13 protein-coding genes are annotated in these 18,463 nt (G+C 47.3%); 1 reads left to right on the top strand and 12 read right to left on the bottom strand.

The window, feature by feature from the left end; all coding sequences use genetic code 11:
* Positions 1-234: 234 nt before the first annotated feature.
* From BMY63_RS01575 to ileS, 8 genes are read right to left on the bottom strand one after another with little or no spacing between them, the layout of a single operon-like run.
* Positions 235-735, bottom strand: coding sequence for a DUF3256 family protein (locus BMY63_RS01575; RefSeq protein ID WP_091899415.1), 501 nt, complete (start codon positions 733-735; stop codon positions 235-237).
* Positions 732-2,054: a phenylacetate--CoA ligase family protein gene (locus tag BMY63_RS01580; RefSeq protein ID WP_091899915.1), complete on the bottom strand. Its 1,323-nt coding sequence runs from the start codon at positions 2,052-2,054 to the stop codon at positions 732-734. The genes BMY63_RS01575 and BMY63_RS01580 overlap by 4 nt, the downstream gene beginning before the upstream one ends.
* A 29-nt stretch (positions 2,055-2,083) precedes the next feature.
* Positions 2,084-2,815 carry a 16S rRNA (uracil(1498)-N(3))-methyltransferase gene (locus tag BMY63_RS01585; protein ID WP_091914269.1) on the bottom strand — a complete coding sequence of 244 codons (732 nt, stop codon included), beginning with the start codon at positions 2,813-2,815 and terminating at the stop codon, positions 2,084-2,086.
* Between the two features lie 11 nt (positions 2,816-2,826).
* Positions 2,827-4,140 carry an MFS transporter gene (locus tag BMY63_RS01590; protein WP_091914271.1) on the bottom strand — a complete coding sequence of 438 codons (1,314 nt, stop codon included), beginning with the start codon at positions 4,138-4,140 and terminating at the stop codon, positions 2,827-2,829.
* A 6-nt stretch (positions 4,141-4,146) separates the two neighbouring features.
* Positions 4,147-5,103, bottom strand: a complete 957-nt coding sequence (locus BMY63_RS01595) for a DUF4296 domain-containing protein (RefSeq protein ID WP_091899418.1) — start codon at positions 5,101-5,103, stop codon at positions 4,147-4,149.
* 2 nt (positions 5,104-5,105) lie between these two features.
* Positions 5,106-5,738, bottom strand: coding sequence for a lipoprotein signal peptidase (locus tag BMY63_RS01600; protein ID WP_091899419.1), 633 nt, complete (start codon positions 5,736-5,738; stop codon positions 5,106-5,108).
* A 17-nt stretch (positions 5,739-5,755) separates the two neighbouring features.
* The gene (locus BMY63_RS01605) at positions 5,756-6,142 is read right to left on the bottom strand and encodes a TraR/DksA family transcriptional regulator (protein ID WP_091899420.1); all 387 of its coding nucleotides are present in this window, start codon (positions 6,140-6,142) and stop codon (positions 5,756-5,758) included.
* Positions 6,143-6,176: 34 nt separating this feature from the next.
* Positions 6,177-9,737: an isoleucine--tRNA ligase gene (ileS, locus tag BMY63_RS01610; protein WP_091914273.1), complete on the bottom strand. Its 3,561-nt coding sequence runs from the start codon at positions 9,735-9,737 to the stop codon at positions 6,177-6,179.
* Positions 9,738-9,944: 207 nt separating this feature from the next.
* On the opposite strand from ileS, the gene BMY63_RS01615 reads away from it, so the two are divergent.
* Complete coding sequence (locus BMY63_RS01615) at positions 9,945-11,393, top strand: anaerobic C4-dicarboxylate transporter (protein WP_091899422.1); 1,449 nt, start codon at positions 9,945-9,947, stop codon at positions 11,391-11,393.
* 64 nt (positions 11,394-11,457) lie between these two features.
* Here the strand turns inward: BMY63_RS01615 and BMY63_RS01620 are convergent, their stop codons facing one another.
* The 4 genes from BMY63_RS01620 to gyrA form a co-directional block, all read right to left on the bottom strand.
* Positions 11,458-13,203, bottom strand: a complete 1,746-nt coding sequence (locus tag BMY63_RS01620; protein WP_091899423.1) for a phospho-sugar mutase — start codon at positions 13,201-13,203, stop codon at positions 11,458-11,460.
* A gap of 98 nt (positions 13,204-13,301) precedes the next feature.
* Complete coding sequence (locus BMY63_RS01625) at positions 13,302-14,489, bottom strand: tetratricopeptide repeat protein (RefSeq protein ID WP_091914275.1); 1,188 nt, start codon at positions 14,487-14,489, stop codon at positions 13,302-13,304.
* Positions 14,490-14,580: 91 nt separating this feature from the next.
* Entirely contained in the window at positions 14,581-15,795 is a 1,215-nt protein-coding gene (locus BMY63_RS01630; RefSeq protein ID WP_091899425.1) for a tetratricopeptide repeat protein, read from the bottom strand.
* Positions 15,796-15,819: 24 nt separating this feature from the next.
* The gene (gene gyrA / locus BMY63_RS01635; protein ID WP_091899916.1) at positions 15,820-18,384 is read right to left on the bottom strand and encodes a DNA gyrase subunit A; all 2,565 of its coding nucleotides are present in this window, start codon (positions 18,382-18,384) and stop codon (positions 15,820-15,822) included.
* Positions 18,385-18,463: the final 79 nt, after the last annotated feature.

Raw genomic sequence — 18,463 nt, forward strand, 5'->3', positions numbered from 1 at the left:
ATTACCCCCACTTCATTATATCCATGTAAAAAGGGAACCTTCTCAGGCTCCCTTTTTTTGAACCATCCGCATTATAAAATCTTATACTGCGCATGGAGGTTGAATTTTACCTGTCTCTCGACAAATAATACTCAGTTTATTAACCTTAATAATCTAATACCATGAAAAACACAATGCAAATATAGTAAAGATTTTCATTCGTGTGATCTAAACAATATCTGCACGAAATCATATTTAACTTTTATTTAATTTATCTTCGTTCCATTTAAGGATATTTTGCAGCCTGATCCTTTCGACACGTTGACGTTGCTCCTGATTCAATGGTATATGCCTCTTTGTAATACACTGCCATTCAGGTGTATAAATACGAACAGAACTCTCTCCATATATAGAGTCTGTCATAAATGTTTCAATAACGACTACAATCTGGTTGATGGTGTCTACAGGTTCGTCAAGTCGCATCAGCAACATGTCAACTTTTAGGGCATCATTCATCTTAATAGACAAACTATCTTCTGTCAAAGCTGTCATCTCACTAATGCCACCCAGTTGGTTCCTCACCTCAGCTTTCATTCCTGACTCCAAGAAGTCGATAAAATCAAGCCGGTTATTGACAGACAGGTATGGCATAATAGAATCCGGCATCAACTTAAAGACATCCGTTATACACGTTTTCTGTGCATATACATGCCCTGTCGCAAGCACCATCAAGGCCGCAATCATCCATCTTTTCATCCTCTACTCGGTCTCAAGTCCTTTACTCGTACGGCCTTACCTTCGCTCTGAGGCAGAGAACCTTTCTTGACAAGTTTAACCACAGGTGTTAGAAGAATCTCATCTTTCAGAGCACGTTGAATATCCTTCATCATCTTCTGCATTTCAGGATATATATCAGTTTGCAATCCATCGAGTTCAACCTCTACCGTCATCACATCATTATCATCAATAGTCTCAAGGGTAATTAAATAGTTTGAACCGAGCCCGGGATATTGCACGAGGATCTTCTCTACCTGCATTGGGAACACATTGACACCCTTAATAATAAACATATCGTCTGTACGTCCTTTGATACGGTCGATACGACGATGCGTACGTCCACACTTACAAGGTTCAGCGATGATACGGGTCAGGTCACGAGTACGATAACGCAGAATAGGCATCATGTTGCGGTCTAGGGTCGTAAGTACCATCTCTCCCATTTCACCATCGGGCACAGGTTCCAACGTGTCAGGGTCAACGATCTCAACGATATAATTATCTTCCCATAAATGCATACCATCCTGATACTTACACTCAAAGGCCACGCCTGGACCGTTCATCTCCGTCATTCCAAAAGAGTTGTAGGCTTTGACACCTAGCATACGTTCAATACGACGACGCTGTTCCTCGGTATGAGGTTCGGCACCGATGCAGAGCGTGCGCAGTTTGGTGGTGGCAGGATCTACGCCTTCCTCTTTGAACACCTCAGCTAAACGGATGGCATATGAAGGTATCGCGTGAAGACAAGTTGTTCCAAAGTCCTTAATAAACTTGATCTGACGCTTGGAGTTACCTGCAGCTGCAGGAACTGTCATAGCACCCAGCCATTCTGCTCCATACTGGAAGCCCAATCCTCCGGTAAACATACCATAACCAGATGAGTTCTGGAACACATCGCTCTTACGACAGCCCACCATATAGAGGTTACGGGCTATCATGTTAGCCCATGAGCAGATATCGTGCTCTGAATATAGAACAACACAGGGATTACCTGTCGTACCACTGGTAGAGTGAATACGAACGGCATCATCCATATTACCGCCGACAAGTCCGAAGGGATAATTATCACGCAGATCCTGCTTCGTGGTGAAAGGTATCTTGCGCAAGTCGTCGAGACTGTTAATCGAATCGGCTGTAACTCCTACTTCGCCTAAGCGTTTCTTATAAAAAGGCGATTTTAGACAGACATTAATCGTTTCTTTCAGTTTTTTAACTTGCAACTGTCTTAGCTGCTCTCGTGGCATCGTTTCAATCTCCGGTTGCCAATACTCCCCATCTGGTTTGATGGTGGACATAATCTTTTCGTCAGTCATTTTTGTTCGGTTTATTGTTGTAATATTTGTTGTCCTAGATGCATTGTCATCACGGCAGACAGTCCTGCTGTTTCTGTGCGTAGACGACTTTTCCCCAAGTCTACGGACTGAAAGCCTGCGTCAACCGCCTGTTTAACCTCATCAACAGAAAAATCGCCCTCCGGTCCAACTAATACCGTCACATCCTCTGTGTCATGAGATTTTTGCAACTCATCAAACAGGTTGGTCCGAGGAATCTCCTCGTAACAATGTGCAATATATCGTCGACCTTCACGATGCCCTTCAAGAAACTGTTTGAATGAGGTCATCTCATTCAGTAGCGGTTTCCATGCCTTATGGCTCTGTTTAACCGCAGATATGACGATTTTATCAAGGCGTTGTATCTTTATCATTCTACGCTCAGAGAACTGGCAGTTCAGGAATGATATCTCATCAATTCCTACCTCAGTCACCTTTTCAACCATCCATTCCATTCGTTCCATCATCTTTGTTGGAGCGATAGCCAAATGAAGATGTCCCTTCCATTGAGGTTCTTGTAGGATTCTCTCCTCTACCTCATAATAGCAATGGTGTGGTGCAGCCATTGTCACCTTAGCACGATAAAAGGAACCTGCGCCATCCATCAGGAACATCTCGTCTCCTTCTTTCAGGCGCAACACACGTACCGCATGCATAGCCTCCTCTGCAGGTAACTCTGTCTGTTGTCCTGCATCTGGGACATAGAAAAATCTCACTTCCTTCATCGTGCTCTTACTTAGTGTGTCTTTTCCGGATGGAAGACGATAGCGAACGAGACGGCTACTATTAATGCAAAAGCGGAGAAAATAAACCAACAAGCGGTCCAATCTCCTTGTAAGAAGCCGTTCTCCCAAGAGCAATAGTGATTAACAATCTCTCCGGCTGCCAATGTGCCAACTGTTGCTCCAACACCATTGGTCATCATCATAAACAGACCTTGTGCCGATGCTTTTACAGACGGTTCACACTCTTGATCCACAAAAATACCACCCAATACATTGAAGAAGTCGAAGGCCACCCCATACACAATACATGAGAGAATAAACATAATTACTCCAGGCATGGCAGGATTACCTATTCCGAAGAAACCGAAACGGAATACCCATGCAAACATGGACATCAACATCACAATCTTGATTCCGTATCTTTTCAAGAAGAAAGGTATCATCAATATACATAGTGCTTCACTAATCTGAGAGATGGATGTTAACAGTGTTGCGTTATTGGCCGCAAACGAAGATGCAACGGCGATATCTGAACTACCTTTAAAACTCGTGATAAATGGACCTGCATAGCCATTGGTTACCTGCAGACACATTCCCAACAAAGCTGAGAACACAAAGAACATCGCCATTCTGCTATTCTTGAACAGCTTAAAAGCATTAAGTCCTAAGGTCTCTGACAGAGATACACCTTGTTTCTTCTCCAGTTTGCACTCTGGTAAAGTAAAGCAATAGAGACATAACACAATGCTTAAGATACCTGAGACAAAGAACTGCATATAGGTATACTGGAACTTATGGGAATTATCTGCAAGTGTCATGAAGAAGGAGCCGTTCTCCCAGACTGCACAGTTGACAAACCACATTGTTATGATAAAACCGACCGTCCCCAGAACACGAATGGGCGGAAAGTCTTTCACCGTGTCAAGTCCGTTGTTCTTTAAGATAGTGAAAGCAGACGTGTTTGACAATGCGATGGTAGGCATGAAGAAAGCCACACTTAGCGTATAGAGGGTAATAAAGGTCGACTTGTCTGTCAGCTCCTGACCGAAACCTGCCTGTAATCCCATCCACCAGCATCCCAGCATAAATGCTCCTGCCACCAGATGACAGAGTCCTAACAATCGCTGTGGCTGGATATATTTATCTGCAACAATACCCATCAGGGTAGGCATAAAGATGCTGACAATACCTTGAATAGCATAAAACCAGGAGATCTTATCTCCCAATCCTGCTACTCCCAGATAGTTTCCCATGCATGTCAAATAGGCACCCCATACGGCAAACTCCAGGAAGTTCATAAGTGCCAAACGGATTTTCAGGTTCATATCTCTTTATTTTCTAGTTATTGGTTTTAAATCTGTTTTTACAGGCTCGTTCTTCTTGTTCAAGGAAATCGATCGTTCTCCGAGTTTACGAGCCCGTCTTTCTATCGTATCAACGTCATGCTTCAACGTGTCGCTCTGTCCTTCCACGTCCTTATCATTATTCGGCATAGTCTGATGGGAACTTTGCTGATGATGGAATCTGATAAGTTGGATGTAGTCAATAAACAGCAGACACATGTCATTAGTTTGATCTGTACTCTGACGAGGAGGCATATAGAAGAAGCCTTTTATCTCCTTTACATTCTTATCACAAGCAGGAATACGCACAGAGGATCTTCCCTGTGAAGAAAAAGTCTGCTGCTGGAAGGCGACACTGTCATTCTCGTATATCACAGACAGATAGGCTGTCATACTTTTCGAACCACTCTGTACCAGGAAACTCGCGTTATATGACAACATAAAACTGTCTCCACGGTGAAAGGACGAGTCTGCTTTCAAAGCGAACTGCATAACATGACACGGCGCTTGAGGGAATAGCATCAAATGACGCTTACCGTTCCAGATGTCCATCGTGTCCCCCGTCTGGGACAGACTCATATAGCGTTCCACTTCACTGACAGGTGCACCGAGTTCCGATGCCTGATCGTTAAGTCTTTTTTGCACTCTGTCATAGATCTTCACAAAACGGTCAGCACGTGTATAATAATAGACCAAAGAGGAATCAAACTCAGCCTGCGTCACTCCGTGTTTCTTCAGGACTGCCTGATATATCAGCTCTCGTTGGTAGTCTATTCCCTCAGAGTCATCATGATCATATGCCATATTCTGCCCAATATAATAGTCATATAGGAGATCCTCCATCTCGTCAGGCTGAATATACCGAGAAGGAACACCAGGCTTGCAGGCAGACAAAAGCCCTGTCAGCACCACCATTGTGACCAGATGTACGACTCCACGCTTCATGACTATGACTCCCCTTCTTTCTGAATCGTTCTGCTCAAAGATATCTTACCGATCTCTTCGCGATAGAACAATAGCAAAAGAACGACACTAACACTAATGCTGGTATCTGCGAAATTGAAAACAGGACTGAAGAAAACGAAATGGTCTCCTCCGATTAAGGGAATCCACGATGGCCAATCAGTCTCTATTATAGGGAAATAGAACATATCAACCACTTTCCCCATCAAAAACGGCGCATAGCCTGTTCCGAAAGGTACAAAATAGGAGACATAAAAAGGAGACGACTCGTTGAAGATCAGTCCATAGAACATACTGTCAATCAGATTACCGATTGCACCGGCCAACACCATAGCCAGACAAATGACATATCCAGTCTTCGCATTCTTCTTAACTTCCGACCGGATATAATAGACAAGAGCGGTAATAGCCACGACACGAAACAGAGACAATACAATCTTACTGCCTAACTGCATACCAAAGGCCATACCCATGTTCTCGATAAACGTAATGTAAAACCAATCGAACACATGGATGCTCTCATGTAATGTCATCGAAGTCTTGACCCAGATCTTGATGGCTTGGTCTATAAGGAGAATGGCGACTACCACCAGTGCCGCCACTCTGCCTTTTGTCATAAGGCTCTTACTTGAAATCACCTTTTCTTGTTCTGATTCATTTTCGACTCCACACTCAAAGTAGCATGTGGCACCGCACGCAGACGCTCCTTCGGGATCAGTTGTCCGGTAATGCGGTCAACACCATAGGTCTTGTTCTCAATACGTACCAATGCAGCCTTCAAGCCCTGTATAAACTTCTGCTGACGGGCAGCCATGGAAATCAACTCTTCCTTTGACTGTGTGACACTCCCTTCTTCCAAAGCCTTATAGGTGGGTGATGTGTCATCGACATCATTACTGTCTTGATTGGTCAATACACGCATCATCTGATCATAGTCACGTTTTGCCAATGTCATCTTCTCGTTAATGATCTGACGGAACTCTTCCAGTTCCTCGTCAGTGTATCGTGTTTTCTCTGCCATAATAATTAAGACATTAAGTTTGATAGTTATTGTTCTATTTCTTACTCACTTTAATATTCAACTTGAACTCATCGAAGTCAACCTCCTGACCATCATTGGCTTCCAACTTGATATCGTCGGCCAATACCTGTGTCTTGATATAGTCGGCGAAGCTTTCTACGGCCTTCTTTACATCATCGTTCGGAGCCAGCGTCACACTGATGCGGTCAGTAATCTCCAGACCACTCTCCTTACGGATATTCTGAATGCGGTTAATCAGCTCGCGAGCCATACCCTCGTTCTTCAGGTCCTCAGTCAATTCTACCTCAAGGGCTACTGTCAGGTTCCCCTCGTTGGCTACCAACCAACCCGGAATATCCTCACTGATAATATCAACGTCTACGGCTTCAACTGTCAACTGCTGGCCCTCGACCTCGATATCGATGGTACCCTGCTTCTCGAGTTCAGCTATCTGCTCCTGCGAAAGGGCATCCATAGCGGCAGCCACACTCTTCATCAGCTTACCGAACTTCTTACCCATCGTACGGAAATTACATTTCACCTTCTTGACCAGCACACCAGCACCTTCGACGAAACGAAGTTCCTTCACGTTCACCTCGTTCATAATCAGGTCCTTCACGGCCTCAATGTGCGTCTTCTGAGTCTCGTCAACGGCAGGAATCATGATGGCCTGCAGCGGCTGACGAACCTTGATGTTCACCTTACGGCGCAGGGCAAGTACCATCGAGGTAATCTTCTGAGCCATTTCCATACGGGCCTCCAGATCCTTATCAATCTGAGCCTCGTTGGCTACAGGGAATTGATCCAGATGTACTGAGTCGAGTTCGCCACCCAGATCCTTATACAGTTGGTCGGCATAGAACGGCGCAAACGGAGCCAGTAACTTAGCTACGGTCATCAGACAAGTATAGAGTGTCTGGTAAGCTGAGAGCTTATCCTCACTCATCTCCTTACCCCAGAATCGCTTACGGTTCAGACGAACGAACCAGTTGCTCAGGTCGTCATTCACGAAAGTGTCGATCAGTCGACCTGCACGTGTGGGATCATAACCGTCAAGTTCTTTCTCCACACCCTTGATAAGTGTGTTCAAACAAGAGAGAATCCAACGATCAATCTCAGGACGTTTATCAAAGCTTACCTGAGCAGCCTGTGGATCAAAACCGTCTACATTGGCATACAGCGCAAAGAAACTGTATGTATTATACAAGGTTCCGAAGAACTTACGGCGTACCTCGTCAACGCCCTCAGGATCGAACTTCAGGTTGTCCCAAGGCTCCGAGTTTGTCATCATATACAGACGCACAGCATCACTGCCGTACTTACCAATCATATCAAACGGATTCACCACGTTACCCACATGCTTCGACATCTTGTTACCCTTAGCATCGAGCACAAGACCTGAAGAAATCACATTCTTGAATGCCACGGAATCAAAGATCATCGTAGCGATGGCATGCAGCGTGAAGAACCAACCTCGAGTCTGGTCCACACCTTCGTTGATAAAGTCACAGGGGAAGGCAATGCCTTTGTCAATGAGATCCTTGTTCTCAAACGGATAGTGTATCTGGGCATAAGGCATCGAACCAGAGTCAAACCAGACGTCAATCAGGTCGCTCTCACGCTTCATGGACTTACCATTCTCAGACACCAATACGATATGGTCAACATACGGACGATGGAGGTCAATCTTGTCGTAGTTCTCTTTCGACATGTCACCAGGCACGAAACCGTTATCCTTCAACGGATTGCTCTTCATGAATCCAGCCTTCACAGCCTTTTCGATTTCGTTGTAGAGCTCCTCCACAGAACCGATACAGATCTCCTTGCCATCTTCGTCGCGCCAGATGGGCAGTGGTGTCCCCCAGAAACGGCTACGAGAGAGGTTCCAGTCATTCAAATTCTCCAACCAGTTACCGAAACGGCCTGTTCCAGTTGACTCCGGTTGCCAGTTGATGGTTTTATTGAGTTCGAACATACGGTCCTTTTTGGCCGTAGATCGGATAAACCAAGAGTCAAGCGGATAGTAGAGCACGGGCTTGTCTGTACGCCAGCAGTGAGGATAGTTGTGTACGTGCTTCTCAATCTTGAGAGCTGTGCCCTCCTGCTTCATCTCCATACAGATGACGATGTTCAGATCCTCTGCCTTGGCTGCAGCCTGCTCATCATACTTGCCGTCCTTATTGAACTCAGGGGCGTATGCGTTCTTCACATAGTCACCTGCATGATGGCCATAGCCTTCCTTGTTCACACACTTAGCGATGAAGTTATCATCGAGTTCGTCCATCACATAGTACTTACCCTGCAGGTCAACCATCGGACGCGTCTCACCTTTCTTATTAATAAGGAAAAGACTTGGGATATGAGCATCCTTGGCCACCTTGGCATCGTCAGCACCAAAGGTAGGTGCGATATGCACAATACCGGCACCATCCTCTGTGGTCACATAGTCTCCGGGAATCACGCGGAAAGCCTCGCTCTCCATCTCCACGAACTGATCCTTACCGTTCTCACCGGTAAACACCTTCTCAGGATGAGCTGCAGCGTATGCCTTCACATAGTCGGCTGCGTTCTGGTCAAGCTTTGCCGATGGCTTCACCCATGGCATCAACTGCTGATACTTCAGTCCTACCAGCTCTTCACCAGTATAGTGGCCAACAATACGATAAGGTACAAACTTCTCGCCCTTATTGTATTCAGGCATCTCCTCACCGTCGGTCATGTTACCTTCGGGAGCCAGATAGGCGTTCAGGCGACTCTCTGCTAAGATGATAGTAATCTTCTCACCATTATAGGCGTTATAGGTCTCCACAGCCACGTAGTCAATCTTCGGACCTACGCAAAGGGCGGTGTTCGAAGGCAAAGTCCAGGGTGTGGTCGTCCATGCCACGAAGTAAGGTGTTCCCCACTTGGTCCACTCCTCCTTAGGATTCAGAACCTTGAACAAAGCGGTAACAGTGGTGTCCTTCACATCACGGTAACAACCGGGCTGGTTCAATTCGTGTGAACTCAATCCTGTACCGGCACCTGGCGAATACGGCTGAATGGTATAACCCTTGTAGAGCAGGCCTTTCTTATAGAACTGCTGCAGCAACCACCACAGCGTCTCGATATACTTGTTGTCATAGGTGATATACGGATTGTCCAGATCAACAAAATAACCCATCTTCTCCGTCAGGTCACGCCACTCCTGGGTGAACATCATCACATTCTCACGACACTTCTTATTGTAGTCCTCAGTTGAGATATACTTCTCCGAAGCCTTGTTATCAATATCTGCCTTCGTGATACCGAGCTCTTTCTCTACACCGAGCTCTACGGGCAGACCATGGGTATCCCATCCTGCCTTACGCTTCACCTGATATCCCTTCATCGTCTTGTAACGGTTGAAGGTATCCTTGATGGTACGAGCCAGTACGTGGTGAATACCGGGATGTCCGTTAGCCGAGGGAGGTCCCTCGAAGAAAACAAACTGCGGACAGCCCTCACGCTCTTCCACAGAGCGCCAGAACACGTTTTTCGCACGCCACATCTCCAGAATATCATTATTGACCTGGGTCAGGTTCAGACCGTTATGCTCGGCAAATCTCTTAGCCATATTATCTTCTTTATGTCTTAAATTTCTTTTCTTCTACTTTTATATTGGGCGCAAAGGTACTAAAAATATTCGAGCCTACAAAATGAAATTAATATTTTTAATATTTCCGCTAAAAAAGTGTTGTTTTATAAATAAATTGCTTATATTTGCAGTAATATACCAGAATAGCAACATCATCAAAAAACAATAAACACAAATCAACAATCTATGGTAACTTTTACAATGATTCTTCAGCTCTGTATCGTACTTGGAGCGTTGTGGGTAGGCTCACGTTACGGCAGCCTTGCCCTAGGTGCCATTTCCGGTATCGGATTGGCCATTCTGGTCTTTGGCTTCGGACTAAAACCCGGCACGCCACCGACAGATGTTATCTACATCATCATCGCCGCCGTCACCTGTGCTGGTATCATGCAGGCATCCGGTGGAATGGACTGGCTGATCCAGATGGCAGAAAGACTGCTACGTAAGCATCCCGACCGGATTACATTCCTGGCTCCGTTGTGTACCTTCTTCCTGACCATATTGGTAGGAACAGGTCATGTAGTGTATACACTGATGCCGATTATCTGTGATATCGCCCTAAAGAAAGGTATTCGTCCAGAACGCCCCTGTGGCGTGGCTTCTGTGGCATCACAGGTTGGTATCACCTGCTCGCCCATCGCTGCTGCCGTAGTAGCCTTTGTAAGTATCTCCAATGCCAACCACTTCGACATCACCATTCCGGGCGTGCTGATGATCTCCATACCAGCCTGTCTCTGTGGTCTGATGGCCGCTGCCGCTGCCAGCTACCACCGTGGACTCGACCTCGATAAGGATCCGAAGTTCCAGGCCAAATTAAAGGATCCTGAGCAATATAAATATATCTACGGCAGCAATGCCACGACGCTCGACAAGGAAATCCCGCAGTCAGCAAAGAATGCCGTATTCATCTTCCTCGGTGCATTGGCCGTCATTGTCTTCTTCGCTATCTTCCAGAATGCGTTGCCTGCCTACGATACCCTTCGTGCCGTGAAAGGCTCAGAACCGCTCATCCTCGATACGAATGCCACGCTGACGGCAGACATGCTGGTGAAGGCAAAGGTCCATGTAAATGGCATGACAGAATGGTTCAACAAGCCATTGGCCATGAACCTGGTCATCCAGATCGTTATGATCTCTGCCGCCGCTTTGATGATTATCTTCTGTAAGGCAGCCCCGAAGAAAGCTGTCTCCGGTCCTGTGTGGCAGTCGGGCATGGTAGCTGTCGTGGCCATTTACGGTATTGCCTGGCTGGCAGATACTTATTTCTCCAACTATCTGCCTGAGATGAAGGTGATGCTGGCCGACATCGTGAAAGCTTATCCGTGGTCGATAGCACTGGTGTTCTTCTTGGTTTCTGTGCTCATCAACTCTCAGGGAGCTGTTGTCGTGGCGATGCTTCCCCTCGCCTACTCGTTGGGTATCTCCGGTCCCGTACTTCTCGGCGTACTGCCTTCTGTCTACGGTTATTTCTTCATCCCCAACTATCCTTCGGATATCGCCACGGTGAACTTTGACCGCTCTGGGACGACCGTCATCGGCAAATACTTATTGAACCATTCGTTCATGATGCCAGGTCTCATCAGCGTGATCGTCTCCACCATCGTAGCCTATACGCTCTCTAATATCATCTATTAAAAATACTCATAAGAAAACAGGGCCCGCAGTTGTGCGGGCCCTGTTCTTTATTTCTGGTTACTTCTTAGAGATTAAGACTCTTCTTAAGGGCCTCAATTTTCTCTTCGGCAGCCTTACTGCAACGCTCGTAGCAGCCGGCACACTTGAACGAAGGATCCTTTACCTCGGTATAGAACTTGATCTTCGGCTCCGTACCTGAAGGACGGACACTCACTTTCGTACCGTCTTCGCAGAACCACTGGAGCACGTTCGATGTATCCGGCATATTGAGTTTCGTCACGTTACCTGCTGCATCCCGTGCCTCCAACGTCTTGTAGTCCTTCCATAGACATACCTTTGAACCACCCAGTTCCTGGGGAGGATTCTCACGGAAATTGGTCATCATCTGCTTGATCTCATCAGCGCCCGACTTACCTGGACGAACCACGTTGATGGTCACCTCCTTCGAGAAACCATACTCAGCATAGATATTCATCAACAGGTCATAGAGCGTCATACCATTATCCTTGGCCCATGCTGCGATCTCACAAATCAGACAGATAGATGCTGGAGAGTCCTTATCACGCACCTTATCGAATGGCAGGAAACCAAAACTTTCCTCACCACCACCGATATATTTCTTCTGACCCTCAGAAACGCGGATCTCATTGGCTATCCACTTGAAGCCCGTATAACAGTCGCGCAACTCAACCCCGTTCTTCTTGGCAATCTCTGCAATCACCTCGGTGGTCACGATGGTCTTCACGAGGAACTCATTACCCTTCAGCTGACCGAGTTTCTTCTTATTGGCAATGATGTACCAAGAGAACATCATACAGGTCTGGTTACCATTCAGAATCTCCCACTCGCCCTTCGGGTTGCGGCAGACGATAGCCAGACGGTCGGCATCCGGGTCAGAGGCGATCACGAGATCGGCATTCAGACGCGTACCGAGCTTCATACCCAGCGTCATGGCCTCGGCATTCTCGGGGTTCGGTGATACTACCGTTGGGAAGTTACCATCGATAACCATCTGCTCGGGTACCACGTGGATGTTCTGGAAGCCCCATGAACGCAGGGCCATAGGAATGATGACACGACCCGTTCCGTGCATCGGCGAGTAAACGATGTTAAGGTCCTTCTGGCGCAAGATCACATCCTGGTCAACCATCGCCTCTTTCACGGCCTGCAGGTAGTCCCAGTCCATCTCACCACCAATAATATCGATAAGTTCTTTGTTTCCTTCGAACTTTACGTCATTGATAGATACCTTATTTACTTCGTCGATGATACCTACATCGTGCGGAGCAAGCACCTGTGCACCATCGTCCCAGTATGCCTTATAGCCATTGTACTCACGGGGATTGTGGGATGCGGTGACATTGACACCTGCCTGACATCCCAACTGACGGATAGCAAACGAGATCTCTGGCGTCGGACGCAGACTCTCGAAAAGATATACCTTAATGCCGTTGGCCGAGAAGATGTCCGCAACGGTCTCAGCAAACATACGACCGTTGTTACGGCAGTCATGGCCCACCACGACCGAGCACTGTTTACCGGGGAAGGCCTTCAGGATATAGTTCGCAAAACCTTGCGTGGCCATACCAACGATATACTTATTCATGCGATTGGTTCCTGCGCCCATAATACCACGCAGACCACCTGTGCCAAACTCAAGATTCTGATAGAAAGCATCGATGAGAGCGGTCTTATCCTCTGCATCAAGCATCGCCTGTACTTCCTTACGTGTCTCCTCATCAAAGGCGGGAGCAAGCCATTCCTTTGCTTTTGCCTCACACTGGGCAATCAACTGTGCATTATCTGCCATAGTTTTCCTTTATTTGTTTATTTCGGATTGTTATAATACTTGTAACTTACAAAGATAAAAATAAAACAGCAAACTTGTATCTGCCTATGTTATCTTTTTCATTTCTTTAAGATTTTGTCTATTTCGTCAAACTGCTTTCCCATATTGAGATTGAAATAGATACGATATAGGGCTGGTGCCCATTTCTGTTTCTCCTCCGGTGCCAACTTACGATAGGTCTCCATATAGGGAAGTGCTTGTTGATACATCTTCACAACCTGTTTCTTGTTTTTCCTAGAATCCATGCCAAGGGCGATATTCAGACAGGCTGTTCCCGCGTTATAATAAGCATCGGCCATCTGGTCGTTCTGTCTGATAAGCCGCTGACTATAGTCCAGACACTCTGTATAACGCCCCAGGTTCAACAGCATCGTCGATTTAGCAAATAGGAACAGTTCATTCAGACTATCGCTCTGTAACGCTTCATCGACCACAGCTAAGGCCTGCCTATAGTTTCCTCTCGCTGTATGACTATCTATTAGCCGCGGGAAGAAATACGGTGATTGGGGGAATCGCCGGAAACCTTCTCTGATTGTACTGAGATAGAGGGAGTCGTCTTTCAACTGCAACCACGCCTCTGCCACATACTGCAGTGTGTACTCCAGCTTGGTCGAGTCTTGACATGCCAGTTCAGAGTAACGTAGTGTCTGTACGGCATTGCCCATCCGGTAACCGCAATAGGTTGCCCAATAGGCCGCCTCCCCGATATGTCCGTCGTTTGCCTGCAGGTTATATGACGAGAATAGCGGTTGTCTCACACAGTCGATATACTGTTCAAAATAGTCGAAGGCTGTTTCGTAGTTGCCTTTCCTCAGATGGAAGGCACCTCCGAAGAAGAGATTAGGCCGGTATCCCATCAGACGTCGTGCATTGTTTTCTCGGTACAGAAGGTTTACCTTTCCTTTTTTGTCTGGTTTCATATCAAGGGAGTCAAGGCGTTCCCCGATCGTGAAGAGCCTACGGACAAGACTGAAGAGCTGGACAGTATCGGCGACCTCCTTCTTATACATTTTCTCGTTCACCTGCTCGTACTGTTTCTCTACCGACTGCAGCCAGAGATCGTATATCCGCGGGTTATCCTGATTAACGGAGTCTTTCAACAGACCGATCATCAACTGCTCTGCCTTATCGAAATTCTTGCCACTTTTCAGGATCGTACGCGCATCACCGATCTGCCTTCGCTGGGCTAGACAGAGAGAGACCACAAACAGACAACCAATCGTCAATATCCTTCTCTTATTTCTCATCTGGTTCGTTTTTCCTATAAGAATAGCGGATGCAAAGGTAACCATTTCCCCTTGCATCCGCAAACTATTTGACGGATTTTAACTTATCCGTTTAGTTCTTGTAGTCAGCCTCTGCCTGCTTAGTCTCTGGTGCATCCTCACCATAGAGATTATAGTAGGCATTATAACGGTTGTAACCCCAGTTGGCCTGCAGACGATCTGGATCCAACTCCTTAGCCTTATCGTAGTATTTGATAGCCTCGGTATAAAGAGCTTTCTTCTGAGCCGGATCCTCAAGTGTCTGAGCCTGCATGCTCAGAGCTGTAGCAGCATAGGTGGCAAGAAGCGCATTGTCGGGCTTCAGCTCATAGGCTTTCTTCAGATATGTAACAGCCTCTGCAGGATTCTCACTGAGCAGTCCCATACCCTTGTCGGCCAGAGCTACAAAGTTATTAGGATCGGCAGCAAGTGCATCGTCGAGGAGCTGGTTGGCTGCAGCCTTCTCACCCAAGCCCATCAGCACGTTGTAGAGCTTCTCCATCACACCGTTCACCTTGTGCTCAGCATAGATAGCCTTCAGGTTATCCACATACTTCACAGAGTCTTCCTTGGTCGTCAGACCATTACCGAGGATCTCGAGCTTCAGGTTCAGAGCGTTCTCAAACTCTGCAGTATCCTTCATGGCGACATCAGCCAACTGAAGAGCCTTCTCGATATCCTTGTCCTGATAAGCGAAGATAGCAGCGAAACGAGCTACCTGACCGAAGAAAGGAGCCTGCTGAGTACGGTCACACTCCTTGAAGAGGGGTGCGGCATCACTCTCAGCGAAAAGCTGCCAGAAACGACGTGCGTTGGCATTGTCCTTGGCTGTCAGTGCGTTCTGACCGGCATTAACCAACTGGTTTCTGGGAGCCAGCCACAGACGCATAGCGTTGTTCTTGGCAAACTTCGGAGCGACCTTCCCCTTCTCGTTGGGCAGTTGATCGTACTTATCGCACTCAATACCATATACGACTGCATTGTATGCGGCCTCTGACATGGCATTCTCGTCAATAGGTTTCTCTTCTTTTCCCATCTGCTTCGCAATCTGGTTCTCGGTCTGGATGGTGCTCTGCTCATTGAAAGCAGCCATCGCCAGATCAACGAGCTTGTTATAAGCTTTTGCTTTCTCAGCGTCATTAGCAAGCTGTCCGAGACTGCTCTTGACGAGCTGCTCAGCCTCTGCGTAGGTCTTTGCCTTGAGGATAGCCTTCAAAGCATCACTGTCACCGGCAAATGTGGTAGCACTGGCCACCAGCATCATTGCCATCATCATTAACTTTTTCATAAGCCTTTTAATTGGTTGATAATGTTATTGTTCGTTATTGTTGTTGTCATCTGTCTCAAAGGCTGCATCAACAGGACTATCAGAGAGTTGTTCGTCGTTGACGACCTCTGCCTCCTCAATATCTTCCTCCTCAGCCTGAGAGTGCATGACCTTGCAAACACTGGCGATCGTATCGTTCTTCTTCGTGAGATTGATAAGACGAACGCCCTGTGTAGCACGACCCATCACACGCACATCAGCGACCTTCAGACGAATCAGGATGCCACTCTTGTTGATAATCATCAGGTCATTCTCGTCGGTTACCACCTTGATGGCCACCAGACGACCGGTCTTCTCTGTGACAGCGAGGGTCTTCACACCTTTGGCACCACGGGCGGTCTTACGGTAGTCCTCTACCTCTGAACGCTTTCCATAGCCGTTCTCGCTGACCACCATGATAGTCTCCTCATTAGGATCATTGACGCAGACCATACCTACGACCTCGTCGTCACCACCGTCAAGACGCATACCAATGACACCGGTAGAGACACGTCCCATGGTACGAACATCTTTCTCATCGAAACGTACGGCACGACCGTTACGGTTAGCCAGCAGTAGTTCGTTGTGACCATTGGTAAGGCGAACACCTACGACCTCGTCACCCTCGTTGATAATGATAGCCTTGACACCAGCAGAACGCACGTTCTTATACTGATCAAGGCAGGTCTTCTTAATGATACCCTGCTTGGTGGCGAATACCACGTAGTGCGACTTCAGGAATTCCTCATCGTTGAAGTTCTTGATACGCAGAACGGCATTGATGGCATCGTCCGGTTCGATGTTAAGCATATTCTGGATGGCACGACCCTTCGAGTTCTTATCACCCTCCGGGATCTCATAGCACTTCTGCCAGTAACAGCGTCCTTTCTGGGTGAAGAAGAGCAGTGTATTATGCATCGTAGCAGGATAGATATACTCCGTGAAGTCGTTGTCACGATGACGGGCAGCCTTAGCACCTACACCGCCACGTCCCTGCTCATGGAACTCATCCAGCTTTGTACGCTTGATATAGCCCATATGCGAGATCGTGATGACCACGGGATCATCTGGGTAGAAGTCTTCTGCATTGAACTCATGGTCAAACGGAATGATTTCCGTACGACGCTCGTCTCCGTATCTCTCTTTCACTTCCTGAAGGTCATCCTTCATCACCTGCTTACAGCGCTCAGGGTTATCCAGGATCTCCTGCAAATCAGCGATCAGCTTCTGGAGATCATCAAACTCCTGATGGAGCTGGTCGACACGCAGACCAGTTAACTGTGCCAGACGCATATCGACGATAGCCTTCGACTGGAGCTCATCCAACTCAAAGCGAGCCTCAAGGTTACGCTGGGCGTCGGTAGGCGTCTTACTGTTTCTGATGATGTGTACCACCTCGTCGATATTGTTCACGGCGATAATCAAGCCCTCAAGGATGTGGGCACGCTCCTGGGCTTTTCTCAGGTCGTACTGGGTGCGACGTATCGTCACATCGTGGCGATGCTCCACAAAGTACTTCACACACTCTTTCAGCGTGAGCAGACGGGGTCTGCCCTTCACCAGTGCGATATTATTCACAGAGAAGGAACTCTGCAGGGCAGTCATCTTAAAGAGCTTGTTCAAGAGCACATTGGCATTGGCATCGCGCTTCACATCGACCACGATACGCATACCCTGACGTCCCGACTCATCGTTGACGTTTGCCACACCCTCAATCTTATGCTGAGTGGCCAGATCGGCGATATAGGCCACCAGATCGGCCTTGTTAACACCATATGGGATCTCCGTCACGACAATCTTATCATGGGTGTCGCCACTTTCGATCTCCGCCTTAGCACGCATCACAATACGTCCACGACCGGTCTCATAGGCATCCTTGACACCCTGCAAGCCATAGATATATGCGCCTGTCGGGAAATCCGGACCTGGGATATACTGCATCAACCCCTCGGTATCGATATCGGGATTGTCGATATAGGCACAACAGCCATCAATCACCTCACCCAGATTATGGGTCGGCATATTCGTTGCCATACCCACGGCAATACCATTACCACCGTTCACCAACAGGTTAGGTATCTTGGTCGGCATGACCGTCGGCTCCTCCAACGAGTCATCGAAGTTATTCATCATATCGACCGTCTCCTTATCGAGGTCGTCCATGATATGCTCACCCATCTTCGATAGACGGCACTCCGTATAACGCATGGCTGCAGGCGAGTCACCGTCGACAGAACCGAAGTTTCCTTGTCCATCAACAAGTGTATAGCGCATATTCCAGTCCTGTGCCATACGCACCAGGGCGCCATACACTGAGGAGTCACCATGGGGGTGATACTTACCGAGCACCTCACCGACGACACGTGCACACTTCTTGTAAGGCTGTGTGGAGACGTTGTTGATATTCATCATACCGTATAGGATACGGCGATGCACAGGCTTGAAGCCGTCACGCACATCAGGGAGGGCACGTGCCACAATGACTGACATAGAGTAGTCAATGTAGCTGGATTTCATTTCTTCCTCAATGTTGATCTTAATAATTCTGTCGTTGTCGAAATTCTGATCCATCATTTATTCTAATTTTTACTCTTCTTATTTTTCGTGATTTTGCGTTTAAGGCATTTTTTAGCCATTCTGACGCGTTTTT

The sequence above is a fragment of the Prevotella aff. ruminicola Tc2-24 genome (genome assembly GCF_900110895.1).
GTDB lineage: Bacteria > Bacteroidota > Bacteroidia > Bacteroidales > Bacteroidaceae > Prevotella.